This is a genomic window from Pandoraea vervacti, assembly GCF_000934605.2.
In the GTDB taxonomy this organism is placed as follows: domain Bacteria; phylum Pseudomonadota; class Gammaproteobacteria; order Burkholderiales; family Burkholderiaceae; genus Pandoraea; species Pandoraea vervacti.
Genome location: NZ_CP010897.2, coordinates 59,843 through 72,784, shown reverse-complemented (window position 1 = coordinate 72,784; position 12,942 = coordinate 59,843). Strand labels below are relative to the sequence as shown.

Genomic DNA, 12,942 nt, shown 5'->3' with positions numbered 1-12,942 from the left:
CGTCCTCAGTCCAGGCCCCCGCACGGCATCACTGCCGGATCAGCGCCATCGCACAGTCGAGCACCGTGCGCTTGAGATCGGCCATGCCTTCGGGAGGCAGGAACGGCCCCATCATGTGTCGGTACGACACCGTCTTGCTGATGGCCGACGTGAGCATGAAGAACATGACGTCCGCATCCGACACGGGGCGCTGCTGCGCCGCCAGCCAGTCGGCCACGAGCGGCACCATGGCATCGCGATACGGGCGCACGAGCCGTTGCGTGATGATGTCGAGTCGCTCACCTTCCTCGGTCGCGGCAGTCGAGAAGAACATGCCGACGTCGGGATGCTCGAACACGGCTTCAACGAACACGCGCACCGCCTGTTCGATACGCTCGAAAGGTTCGAGCGGGGCGTCGTGCAGCGCGTGCGTCTGCTCGACCATCGAGCGCGTCAATCCCGCAATCTGATCCACGACCGCGACCCACAGCGCCTCTTTCGATCCGAAATGGTGCGAAATCAACGCGGCGTCCACCCCGGAGGCTTCCGCGATCTGCCTCACGCTGCTCGCATAGAACCCTCGCTGCGCGAAGATGCGGCGGGCGTTGAGCAGCAACGCGTCGGCACCATGCGTGCAGTCGCACGTCGGTCGCCCGCGCGCACGTTTGCGGGGCGGTTCGGGTTGCGAGATGGCTTTTGTCGGAGTCATTGAGTGATGGGTTAGTCGAATTTGCGAGAGTTTGCCGCATGAAGACAGGGCAATGCGCCAAGTCTACCCGACCCGGGCGCCCCTGCCTGCCCAGACACGTCCTATTTGACATGCCGGGTATACGCTCGCTATTATGCGCTTATTCATCACTTGTTGAATTTGACATTTCCCCCCGAATGTCTCGCGCAAACCGAATCGTGATTGTCGGTGGCGGTATCGCCGGCCTGATGCTGGCCACTCGTCTGGGCAGAACGCTCGGTCGTGCTGGCGCTGCACGCGTGACGCTCGTCGACTGTCATCCCACCCATCTCTGGAAGCCGATGCTGCATACCGTGGCGGCGGGCACGCGCGACGTGGCGCACACCCAGATCGCGTATCTCGCGCATGCGTGCAGCCATGGCTTCACGTATCAGGCGGGGCGCATGAGCGGGCTGGACCGTGCGCGTCGGGAGATCGTGCTGGAGGAAATGGAAGGCCATGACGGCAAGCGTCTGCTGGGCGAGCGCCGCGTGCCTTACGATGCGCTGGTCCTCGCCCTCGGCTCGCAGGCCGACGACGCGTGTGTGCCTGGCGTTCGTGACGTCTGTCATTTCATCGATAGTCAGCCGCAGGCGCAGGCGTTCAACACGGCGTTGCAATGCGAATCGCTCCGCAGCGCCGTCAACGACGACGCCCTGCGTATCGTGATCGCCGGTGGCGGCACGACGGGTGTGGCGCTTGCCGCCGAGCTGAGCCGCACGTTCGCGCTGGCGGCCGGTTATGGGGATCCGCAGATTTGCGAGCGGTTGAAGCTCACGCTCGTGGAGCGCGGACCGCGATTGCTGGGCGCATTTGCGCCGGATGTTTCCGCGTCGACGCAGGACCAGCTCGAACAGTTGGGCTTTCGCGTACTGACGGACACGCGCGTGGTGTGTGCGGATCGCGACGGTTTTTACCGTGACGACGGTCAGCTCATACCGGGCGACCTGCTCGTGTGGGCGGCGGGCGTGAAGGCGCCGGACTGTCTGCGCGGCATTGGCGGGCTGACGACGAACGACGCCAATCAGCTTGTCGTGCGCGCCACGTTGCAGACGGCGCAGGACGAACGCATCTTCGCGCTTGGCGATTGTGCGTCGCTCACGCCGGGGCAAGGTCGAGGGGCGCTGCCGCCGACGGCTCAAGTGGCAACACAGCAGGCGGCGCATCTGGGCCGTCATCTCGGCGCGTGGCTTGAGGGCCGCGCAATTCCGCCGTTCGCCTATCGCGATCCCGGCGCGTCGTTGTCGCTATCTGACTACAACGCGTTCGGTGCGCTCGGGCGATTCGGTTTTTTCAAAGGTGGCATCGTGCGCGGACGCTTTGCGCAGTGGAGCCACGCCATGTTGTACCGACGTCATCAGCATGCGCTGCACGGGTACGCTCGTGCAACGGTGTTGTTGGGCGCGGAAAAACTCGGCGGCCTTCGCGGGCCGCGCATCCGGCTGGCCTGATCATGCGAAGCGACCGAACCAATTGCCCGAACCGAAGCGGCAGCAGCCGCACCTCTGGAGCCGCCTCGTCCGCGACTTCCCCGACGTCCACCACCTCCCGCGCGTCGCGCTCGTCGCGCGCGGCACGCGATCAGGGCGTGTGGCAGCACACCGTCGCCATGCTCGACGCCGAGCCGGTGGTATGCCACCCGGTGATTCCGTACACGCGCCGCGCGCCGATCGTGCGTGTGCTGGAGATTTCCAGCGAACTGACGATCACGGTATCGTGGAACGACCCCACCGGGGGCAACTACGGCGCGCAGATCTGGCGCATTCGAAAGGCGCATCACCCGGGCGTGTGCGCATTGACGAACGAGACGATCGACGTGGGCGACTTCGTCTACCGTCCGCTGTTCGGTGACGTCCCACCGCTCAATGCGGACGCGATGATCTCGGCGGAAGCCATTCGCGCAATGCGCGAGTCGGAAAACCGTGAGCTTGAACCGGCGTAGCAACGCACGACACGCCTCACCGTCCGAAACACCCACGCGCTGAAAAGTCGTCCCCCCTCCCCGTTACTATGTTCGCACCTCGATAATCGAGGTTTTGGCCAGCCAGGCCCGGCATGATTCCCGCCCCCAGTCGTAACCATGATCCGGGGGGTGTTGTCACCGGGTCTGGTGGGTGGCTGGTGATCGCTGATAGGGGTTTGGCACGGATATTCCGACGCCGTCCGTAACGTGGATGCCGAGACTTGCCACCAGGGTTCTTGCAGGCCAATTCACTTTTTGTGCCAACTGCAATGCATAACTTTCCACTTCATGACGCCGTCGATGTCTTCATCGGCGTCGACGTCGGCAAAGGCCACCACCATGCCGTCGCTCTCGATCGCAACGGCCGTCGCCTCTACAACAAGGCCCTGCCTAACGATGAGACCCAACTGCGCGCCCTCATCGATGAGTTGAAAGCCCACGGCCAGCTCCTGTTCGTCGTCGATCAGCCGGCTACCATCGGCGCACTGCCGCTGGCCGTAGCCCGCGACGCCGGTACGCTAGTCGCCTACTTGCCAGGTCTGGCTATGCGTCGCATCGCCGACCTGCACGCAGGCGAAGCCAAGACCGACGCGCGCGACGCCGCCGTCATCGCAGATGCCGCACGCACCATGCCGCATACGCTGCGCTCATTGCGTCTGGCCGATGAGCCGCTCGCCGAGCTCACTATGCTGTGTGGCTTCGACGACGACCTGGCCGCCCAAGCCAACCAAACCAGCAACCGCATTCGCGGCCTGCTCACGCAGATTCATCCCGCGCTTGAGCGCGTGCTCGGACCTCGCCTGGATCATCCCGCCGTGCTCGATCTGCTTGAGCGCTACCCCTCACCCGCAGCACTGGCGGCCGCGGGCCAAAAAACGCTGGCGAATCGCCTGATCAAGCTCGCACCACGCATTGGCAAGAGCTTGGCCGCCGACATCGCGCAGGCGCTTACCGAACAAACCGTAGTCGTGCCGGGTACTCATGCCGCCACGCTGGTGATGCCGCGTCTGGCCCAGCAACTGGCCGCCCTACGCAAGCAACGCGACGAGATCGCCGCCGAGGTCGAGCGCCTGGTGCAAAGCAACCCTCTTTGGCCGGTCCTGAGCAGCATGCCCGGAGTCGGGCTCAGGACCGCAGCGCGACTCCTGACCGAGGTGGCGCACAAGGCCTTTGCCTCGGCCGCCCACCTGGCGGCCTATGCTGGCCTAGCGCCGGTGACCCGGCGCTCTGGCGCCTCGATTCGCGGCGAACACCCCTCTCGACGTGGCAATAAGGTACTCAAACGCGCCCTGTTTCTCTCGGCCTTTGCGGCTTTGCGAGACCCGATCTCAAGGGCTTACTACAGTCGAAAAATCCAGCAGGGCAAGCGCCACAACCAGGCACTTATCGCGCTGGCTCGCCGGCGCTGCGACGTCCTTTTTGCCATGCTACGCGACGGCACTTTTTATCAACCCAAAACGGACCCCAGTGCTTGACGAACTACATAGGGGCACCCCCCCCCGTTTGTTTTCAGCGTGTTGCCGCCCTTTCAGGGCGGTTTTTTTATTGGTGCGTCTGTAGCCCGAAATATTGGGGTTTTAGCGCAAAGCATGCGTTCGCGTAGCGTTACGCAAGGAAATGTGGGCTTTGACCGTACGCCAGCGACGTGTTCAGACGGTTGTATGGCGAAGCCCAGACAAAAGCCTCCAAGTTGCATCGATTACACCAGTTACATCCGTTACGCCCCCCCGCTGCGCCTCCCATCAATTTTGGGTTTACGCTTCGTGCATCGCTCGCAAGGGTTCAGAATGAACGGCCCGATGCGCCTTCATACGGAGATGACCGTCGATGAACAAGCCCTACTTCACCTTCGTCGCTGCGCTCGCAGCCACTGCCGCGATTGGCTGGATGGCTATCAGCGCACGCAGTTATGCCGCCGAGGCAAACCCGCAGGATCAGACGAATCCTCGACAGGCCGAAATCAAATCGCTCGTCGACAAGACCATCGGCCCGCTCATGGCGCGTCAGGAGATCCCGGGCATGGCCGTCGGGATCGTCTTTGACGGACAGTCCTATCTCTTCGATTACGGCCTCGCCGATAAGGCTGCCAACAAGCCGGTGACGAACGACACGCTGTTCGAAATCGGTTCCGTCAGCAAGACGTTCACCGCCACGCTCACCGCCTACGCGCAAGCCGCCGGCGCCCTCGCTCTGACAGACAAGACAAGCCGTATCGCCCCCGAATTCGCAGGCACCCCGTTCGGTGATGTGAAACTGCTGAATCTCGCCACGCACACCACCGGCGGCATGCCGCTGCAGGTGCCGGACAACGTCGAAAACACCGACGAGATCACCCAATACCTCAAAGCGTGGAAACCGGCGAAACCCACCGGCACGGTGCGAACGTACTCCAACGTCAGCATCGGCGCACTCGGTTGGCTCACCGCGCGCGCCATGCACGGCGACTTCGCCACGCTCATGAGCGATCACGTCTTCAAGCCGCTCGACCTCACGCACACGTACCTGCGTGTGCCGGAGGATCAGCAGGCGAACTACGCATGGGGATATAAGGACGGGAAGCCGGTGCGTGTGAGCCCCGGCGTGTTCGAGCAGGAAGCCTACGGCGTGAAAACGACCGCAGGCGACCTGCTGCGCTTCGTGCGAGCAAACCTCGGTGAGACAGTGCACGACCGACGTCTGCGTCACGCGATCTACGCCACTCGCTCCAGCTACTTCTTCGACGCGCCGATGACGCAAGACCTTGTCTGGGAGCAATACCCATATCCGGTCGCCGTCGACACCCTGCTCGAAGGGAATTCGTCGCACATGGCTTACGAACCGACGCCCGCTCGCGAATTCGCCCCGCCGATGGCGCCGTCCCCCGTCTCGTGGGTCAACAAGACCGGCTCGACGAATGGCTTCGGCACCTACGTCGCCTTCGTACCGTCGAAGCAAATGGGCATCGTGCTGCTCGCGAACAAGAACTACGCGATGGACGAACGCATTCGCGCCGCGCATCTCATTCTGACCACGCTCGACGGCGCGCGCGCCACCCCGGCCCCGACGTCGACGCCCACGAAGTAGTCACCGGACAGCCGACGAAAACGGCATGCGGCCAGATTCGCATGCCGCCTTTTCTCGACGTGACCTTGACCTGACCTTGACCTGACCTCGCCCCGACTACGTCTCCGTCCCACGAACAGCCAGCGCATCGCGTCGACACGACAGCACCAGTACGGCGCCCCTCGGCCGTCGCGGACACGCCCACGACTCATGCCGAACGCCGGAACGCCGATCCCGCGCGAAATCTCAACCGCCGAACACCTTCCCGAACGCCGCCGCCAGATCGTCGATCAGGTCCTGTGGATCTTCCAGGCCGATATGCAGACGCACGATCGGCCCCGCATGCGACCAGTCCTCGCACGTGCGCGTGCCGACCACGTTCGACACCGTCGCCAGACTCTCGAACCCGCCCCACGATGCGCCAATGCCGAACAGCGTAAGCGAATCGACGAAATGATCGGCCTGCGCCGGCGTTGCGTTCGCAAACTCGAACGACACCAGACCGTTCGTGCCGAGACAGTCGCGTTGCCACAACGCATGTCCCGGATCCGTCGGCAACGCGAGACAGAACACGCGCGCCACATCCGGCAATCCGTCCAGCCAATGCGCCACTTCCAGTGCATGACGCTCATGCATCTGCAAACGGGCGGCCAGCGTACGTGTGCCGCGCAGCACGAGATAGGCGTCGTCCGGACTCACGGCGACCCCCTGTGCGTCGGCCATCGTCGAGAGCGTCTGCCAGACTTCCTGTGTGGTCGTGACGGCCCCCATCATGACGTCGGAGTGGCCACTCAGATACTTCGTCGCCGCCATCACGGAAATGTCCGCGCCCAACATCAGCGGGCGGCATTGCACGCCCGATCCCCACGTGTTGTCGGCCACCAGCAGCGCGCCGTGGCGATGGGCCAGATCGGCGAGCGCCGGGATGTCGCACATCTCGTAGACGAGTGAGCCGGGCGCTTCCACGTAGATCAGCTTGGTGCGCGCCGTCATGTGCTCGGCGGCGTCGCTGCCATCTGCGCGGAAGAACGTGACGTGCACGCCCCACGGCTTGAGAAACGTCTGCACGAAATGACGCAGCGGCTGATACACGCAGTCCGCAATCAACACGTGATCGCCCGGCCGCACGTACGCGAGAAACACCATGGAGATCGCCGCCAGCCCCGTCGGAAACAGGCGCGTGCGATATCCGCCCTCCAGCCCCGCCACGACATCTTCCAGCGCAAAGCCGGTCGGGTTACCTCGCGCGCCGTAAGTGAACATACGCTCGGTGCCACGACGGCGACGCGCGTCGTTCATCGCGTCCATGGAGTCGAACAGCACGGTGGAGGCGCGCACCACGGGCGGATTGACGGCATGACCGCCAACGACAGCGGTATCCATGCCGCCTTTGACGAGGCGTGTGGCGAGGCGGGAAGGGCGAGCAGGGGGGGCTTGTCGGGACATGGTCTGGCGTAGTGAAGGCGATTCGGACGATTCAGGTAATGCTTGCAGTTCGGACAATGGCGTCGTGCGCATTTCCGCGCGCACGACGCGCCGACTCCGGCACCTCGGATTTCGGATAAAGCACTAACGCCTGGATTGCCACAGCGGCATCAGGCGAGTCTCCACAGCTTACTTCGTGGCTGCGGCATCACCAATACGGAATGCGCCGCGCTCCTGCTCGTCGAGCTGCGCGAGCAAGCCGGTCTCCCATGCGAGATACTGACGCGCCGCGGCCTTGTTGCCATCGTGCCGGTCGTGCACGAAAAAGAGGTAGTCGATGCATTCGGCGTCCGGCGGAGACTCGGGCGACGCCTCGACCGGCAGCCCCGCCGCCGACCACGCGCCGAAACCACTGGCGAGCAGCGAGAACGTCCGTGAGTCCTGCGCATGCTCGCGTCGCCAGTCCGCGACGAACAACTCGGCCACGCCACGCTCGTCGGCGATCACCACAACATCGCGTCCGGCAGGCAAAGGGGTCGGACGCGGACGAATCGCCCATTGCGCGCCCGGCACATGGCCGCGCCGGAAACTCATGCTCGGTCGCAGGTCGATTACCGCCATGTCACCGTTTGCCAGCGCGGCTGCGACCGTTGCAACATCGACTTCGGGCAGCGTCGCGGCAACGCCCGGCACCGGCTCGACCAGCGACGCACCGCTCGCCAGTCCATCGTGCAACACGTAGGCATCGTGGCCGAGTTGACGCAGCCAGCTCGCCACGATCGGCGCACGCACGCCGTCGTTGTCGAACAGCACCACGCGCGCATGCCGTACCCCCACGTACTGATCCGTCGCCTGAATCAACTGACCGCCCGGCGTATGCTGCGCGCCCGGCAAGGTGCCCGCAGCGAATTCCTCCGGCGTGCGCACGTCGCACAGGAAAAGCGTTCGCGACGTATCCTTCGCCCATTGTGCGAACGTCGCGGCGTCCACCTCGGGAACGGCGAAACGCTCGGCAAGCGCGCTGCTCGCCTCGCGCATCGATGCAACGCTCGACGGCGTGACCGTGTCGGGATAGCGACGCGTGCTGCCATGCTCGAGCGGCAGGTCTTCCAGATACCAGCCCTGCGTACCGTTCTCCAACGCCATGACCGGATTGGGAATGCCGAGATTGATCAGCGTCTGTGCCCCGATGATGCTTCGGGTGCGGCCCGCACAATTGACCACGATGGGCGTAGTCGTATCGGGCACGAGGTCACGAATGCGGTAGCCGAGTTCCCCGTTCGGGCAACAGATGGACGACGGAATCGTCATCTTGAGGTATTCGCTCACCGGTCGGCCGTCGAGAATCACCACGTTGTCGCCGCGCTCGCGCATGGCCGCGAGCGCACGCGCCGTTACGCGCGGCGTGTGATACGCCATCTCCACGAGCTCACCGAACGTCTTCGACGGCACGTTCACGCCGGCGAACAATGTGAAGCCCGCCTGTCGCCACGCATCGGCGCCGCCCTCGAGCACATGGACGTCGGTATATCCAAGCGCCGCCAGACGTTGCGCCGCCAACACCGCCACGCTTTCGTCGGTGTCGTACACCACCACGCGTGCACTGGGACGCGGCGCGAGGCGCACGATATCGAGTTCGAGCCGACTGTATGGCAACGTCACGCCATAGAAGAGATGCGCCTCGCCGTACTGGCCGTGCTCGCGCACGTCGAACACGGCGATCTCGGCGCCGTCGTGCAGCCATTCCTTGAGTCTGGCAGGCGGCACAAAATGAGGAGTGAACGATGTCATAGCCGATGTCGTAACGTAATGTCGGTTGTCGATTCCGCCCGGCCGAAGCCAAAGCGTAGGGTTGAGTCAGTCCGCACCGCCTGTATTGGGCGGTGTGATGCGGTGGCGAAAATAGGTGGCGCTGGTGGCGCGACGGGTGCCGCGCCATCAGGAATATCGGGGATCGCGCTCGACCGACGGCGGAGTTCGCGTCGGTCGGTGCTGCATCAGTGGTGCATCAGCGGCGCGTCTTCACACCGATATCCATCACCTGATACGTGCCTTTGGCGAGATCGAAAGTGATGCGCTCGGTGAGCGTCTCCAGCGCGCGGCCATACATGTGCAGGTGACGAATCGGCGCTTCGCCCTGGATCTCGACCGCGTGAATGTCGTCCGACGCGAGCGCAATCCCGTGCCCCGGGTCGACCACGACCGTGTCGCTCACTTCGAGCGTGCCCACACCGGGCGTCTTGCCGTCGTCGGTGCGACGATAGACGTAGTTGTATTCGACCCCCTCGACCGCCGCGATACACGCCCACGTAGTGTGGTTGTGCGGCGTGATCTTCTTGCCGGGGCGCATGACGTTCAGATACAGCGCATACGTTTTGTCCGCGTCTTCGTGAATGAGATAGCGAGCCTGCAACTCGTCGTTCGACGGCGGCGGAAAGTCGGTCTCGCTCCACAGCGCGGTGCGCGCCGCGAGCGATTTCACCTGTTCGAGCACGGCGGCAAGCGCGGCGCGCGTTTCGCCTGCCGGCGCCAGTGCAGCTTTCATGGCGGCGATGGCGTCGCGCACGGCAACCTGGCGCTGTTCGGTCATGGGGGACGTGGACATGATGAGAGTCTTCTCCGTAGGACTTTGTTTTACGAGGGGCGCGGGGCAGGCGTTACCAACCGTTGCCAGACATTACGCGCGGTCGTTGGTTGATGGGTTCCGATTATCCGGTCCGTGGCGCGACGACGCGCTCGTCAGACCAGCACGGCGTCACGCGGCACGCTGATCGTGGGCGACGGTCGCAGCACATCCTGCAGGAAGCGCTGCGCACGGGCGTGTTTCGGCTGGCTGAAGAATGCCGAAGGCGGCGAGTCTTCCAGCAACTGCCCCTGATCCATGAACCAGACGCGGCTCGACACATCGCGTGCGAATCCCATCTCGTGCGTCACGATCATCATGGTCAGTCCGTCGTCGGCCAGGGAGCGCATGACTTGCAACACCTCCTGCACCATCTCCGGGTCAAGCGCGCTCGTCGGTTCGTCGAACAACATGAGCGGCGGCTTCATGGCAAGGGCGCGGGCAATGGCCACGCGCTGCTGCTGCCCGCCAGACAGGTTCGCGGGCATGGCGTCGATCTTGTGCGCGAGGCCCACTCTGGCGAGCAGCGACTCGGCCTGCGCCACGGCTTGGTCGCGCGACATGCCGAGCACCTTTATCGGGCCAAGTATCAGGTTCTGGCGCACGGACAGATTCTGAAAAAGGTTGAAGCTCTGGAAGACGAAACCAATGCGCGCGCGCAGCGCATTGAGCTTCACGTCGCGCGCATTGACATCCTTGCCTTCAAAGAGAATCCGTCCCCGCTGAATGGCTTCAAGCCGCGTGACGCTACGAATCAGCGTCGACTTGCCCGATCCCGACGGTCCGCACACGACGACGACCTCGCCACGCTCGATAGTGGCGTCAATGCCCTTGAGTACATGGTGTTCGCCGTAAAACTTGTCGACCTTCTCGAAGGCGAGCATGCTCATGATCGCGTTCTCCCTGTTGAACTCATGCCACCCCCGCGCGCTGGCGGGCGATGCGTCGCTCCAGCCAGCCGGCAAAGCGAGAGATGGCGAAACACAACACAAAATAGAATGCTGCGAGAACGAGGAACGTTTGCAGCGGCTTGGTCAGCGTGATCGTATTGACCTGCGCGGCCGAGTACGTCAGTTCCGGCACGCCGATCACGTAAGCGAGCGATGTCGCCTTGATGATCGACACGAACTGGTTGACGATGGACGGCAGCATGTTCGCGAGCGCCTGCGGCAACTGCACGTAGCGCATGCTTTGCAGCCACGACAACCCGTTCGAGCGCGCCGCTTCCATCTGGCCGCGCGGCAAGCCCTCGAGACCCGCACGCACGATCTGCGACAGGAAGGCGCTCTCGTAGACGATGATCGCGCACACCGCCGTCGCGAAGGCCGACACCTCGGCGCCGACCAGCAGCGGCACAGCGAAGTAGGCCCAGAAGATGATCATCAGCAGCGGAACGCCTCGCACGAGCCGTGTCCAGATACCAGCGACACGTCGCATCCAACGCCACGGCGAGACCTGCGCGAGCCCGATGAGCACCGAGATCGGAAACGAAATCACCAGACCGAGCGCCGACAGAATCAGCGTGATCGCGACCCCGCCGAGCGGTCCGTTGGGCCAACTGCCGACGAGAAACAACGCGAGATAGTCATGAAGAATCTCGTACATCGTCAGACTCCCGAGGGCGCCGTGCGGCGTCTGGCGAAGTGCTCCGAGAGCGCCATCAATGCGAGCGTGCCGATCAGGTAGAGCATCGTTGCCACGAGAAATACGTCGAACGTACGAAACGTCAGGTTATCGATCTGGCGCGTGCGATACAGCAGTTCGTGCACGCCGATCGCCATGGCCAGAGAACTGTTCTTGAAGAGCAGCAGCGCCTGGTTGAGCAAGGCGGGCAAGGCCACGCGAATGCCTTGGGGCAGGATGATGTAGCGAAACGATTGCAGGTAGGTCAGCCCAATGGACCATGCCGCTTCCTGCTGCGTGTGGGGAATGGCGCGCAGGCCCGAGCGCATGTCCTCCGAGATGAAGGCCCCCGCGTTGAGTGCGAGCGCCACCGTGGCGAAGAAGAACTCGCTGTTGCCCGCGTTGATCCAGTCACGCAAACCAGCCGGCAGCAGTTGCGGCACGCCGAAGTACCACACGAGGATCTGTACCAGCACCGGCACGTTGCGGTGATACTCCACCACCACGATCACGAAGGCCTTGAAAAGCTTCACCGGCAGGGCGCGCAGCGTGGTGAGGGCCACGCCCACCACGATCGCCAGCAGCCCGGAGACCACGAACAGGCGCAGCGTGGTGAGCACCCCGTCGCGAAACAGCTTCAGGTAACCGTCTTCGAGCAGAAACGAGAGATCGAACATTGCGCGACGTCTCGCTCACTGCACCTTGATCGGCTCGACCTTGTAGTCGCGCGTGAACTTGTAGACCGACTTGCTGCCGAGCCACTTGTCGAAACTGTCCTGCAGACCGTTCGTCCTGTCGTAATCGACGAGGATCTTGTTCACGGCCTCGCGCAATGCCGGCTCGCCCTTGTTCATCACCACGCCCCAGCGCTCTTCGAACACCGGTTTGGCGAGCAGACGGTACTGCTGACCGCCCTTGACGGCCGCTTCGTTGGCAAAACGCGCGAGGATCAGCTGACCTGCGACGAGACCTTCCACCTTGCCCTGTTGCAGAGCGAGGAACGCGGACGAGATGTCGTGGAAGGTGAGCAGGTTCGAGTCGGGCAGGCGAGTGACCGACACGGCCGCCGAGCTGGAGCCTTCCGATGCGGCGATCTTCTTGCCCGCGAGCTGGTCCAGCGTCTGTACCGGCGAATCGGCGCGCACCAGCACGCGGATCGGGGCGACGAAGTACTGATCGCTGAAGTCGACCTGTGCGGCACGTGCAGGCATCCAGGCGACGGCGGCGGCGAGCACATCCACGCGCCGTGTCTTGAGTTCCGGGATGCGGGCGTCGGTCGACAGCGCCCGGTGTTCGAGCTTCACCCCAAGACCTTTGGCGAGCGCATTGCAGACGTCAACGTCGAACCCGACGATCTTGCGCGTGGCGGCGTCGGGAAACGCGTAGGGCTCGCTGGCGTTTTGCGTTCCGCAAACGAGCGTGCCGCGCGCCTTGATGTCAGCCAACTGGTCGGCGTGCGCGAAGCCCGTCATGCCGAGGGTCGCGAACAGCGCGGCGGCGAGATGTCGTTGCCACATGATGCTGAGTCTCCTTGGGGGGTTGACCGAAGGGTGCGTCGAG

Annotated in this window: 11 protein-coding genes and 1 pseudogene; 4 read left to right on the top strand and 8 right to left on the bottom strand. The window is 63.8% G+C overall.

All coding sequences use genetic code 11. From position 1 onward, the window contains the following. Positions 1–28 precede the first annotated feature (28 nt). Positions 29–688, bottom strand: coding sequence for a TetR/AcrR family transcriptional regulator (locus UC34_RS00330; protein WP_044453214.1), 660 nt, complete (start codon positions 686–688; stop codon positions 29–31). 176 nt (positions 689–864) lie between these two features. Here UC34_RS00330 and UC34_RS00325 point away from each other — a divergent pair, with 176 nt between their 5' ends. From UC34_RS00325 to blaPNC, 4 genes and pseudogenes are all read left to right on the top strand, one after another. After that, positions 865–2,157: an NAD(P)/FAD-dependent oxidoreductase gene (locus tag UC34_RS00325; protein ID WP_044453213.1), complete on the top strand. Its 1,293-nt coding sequence runs from the start codon at positions 865–867 to the stop codon at positions 2,155–2,157. A gap of 137 nt (positions 2,158–2,294) precedes the next feature. After that, a complete protein-coding gene (locus tag UC34_RS25080; RefSeq protein ID WP_052810838.1) occupies positions 2,295–2,648 on the top strand; it encodes a DUF3331 domain-containing protein in 354 nt (117 codons plus the stop codon). Positions 2,649–2,880: 232 nt separating this feature from the next. Next, positions 2,881–4,144 (top strand): annotated as a pseudogene (locus tag UC34_RS00315) (IS110 family RNA-guided transposase). A gap of 352 nt (positions 4,145–4,496) precedes the next feature. Continuing rightward, on the top strand, positions 4,497–5,732 hold the full coding sequence (gene blaPNC / locus UC34_RS00310) for a PNC family class C beta-lactamase (RefSeq protein ID WP_052810837.1): 1,236 nt from the start codon (positions 4,497–4,499) through the stop codon (positions 5,730–5,732). A 225-nt stretch (positions 5,733–5,957) separates the two neighbouring features. Here the strand turns inward: blaPNC and metC are convergent, their stop codons facing one another. The 7 genes from metC to UC34_RS00275 all read right to left on the bottom strand — a co-directional run bounded on the left by metC (position 5,958) and on the right by UC34_RS00275 (position 12,899). Next, a complete protein-coding gene (metC, locus tag UC34_RS00305; RefSeq protein WP_044453211.1) occupies positions 5,958–7,157 on the bottom strand; it encodes a cystathionine beta-lyase in 1,200 nt (399 codons plus the stop codon). Between the two features lie 168 nt (positions 7,158–7,325). Next, on the bottom strand, positions 7,326–8,927 hold the full coding sequence (locus UC34_RS00300) for a rhodanese-like domain-containing protein (protein ID WP_044453210.1): 1,602 nt from the start codon (positions 8,925–8,927) through the stop codon (positions 7,326–7,328). 217 nt (positions 8,928–9,144) lie between these two features. After that, positions 9,145–9,741 carry a cysteine dioxygenase family protein gene (locus tag UC34_RS00295; RefSeq protein WP_044453209.1) on the bottom strand — a complete coding sequence of 199 codons (597 nt, stop codon included), beginning with the start codon at positions 9,739–9,741 and terminating at the stop codon, positions 9,145–9,147. Positions 9,742–9,875: 134 nt separating this feature from the next. Then, complete coding sequence (locus tag UC34_RS00290) at positions 9,876–10,643, bottom strand: amino acid ABC transporter ATP-binding protein (protein WP_044457551.1); 768 nt, start codon at positions 10,641–10,643, stop codon at positions 9,876–9,878. Positions 10,644–10,671: 28 nt separating this feature from the next. Further along, on the bottom strand, positions 10,672–11,364 hold the full coding sequence (locus UC34_RS00285) for an amino acid ABC transporter permease (RefSeq protein ID WP_044453208.1): 693 nt from the start codon (positions 11,362–11,364) through the stop codon (positions 10,672–10,674). 2 nt (positions 11,365–11,366) lie between these two features. Continuing rightward, positions 11,367–12,059, bottom strand: a complete 693-nt coding sequence (locus UC34_RS00280) for an amino acid ABC transporter permease (RefSeq protein WP_044453207.1) — start codon at positions 12,057–12,059, stop codon at positions 11,367–11,369. Between the two features lie 15 nt (positions 12,060–12,074). Further along, the gene (locus UC34_RS00275; protein WP_044453206.1) at positions 12,075–12,899 is read right to left on the bottom strand and encodes a transporter substrate-binding domain-containing protein; all 825 of its coding nucleotides are present in this window, start codon (positions 12,897–12,899) and stop codon (positions 12,075–12,077) included. Positions 12,900–12,942 lie beyond the last annotated feature (43 nt).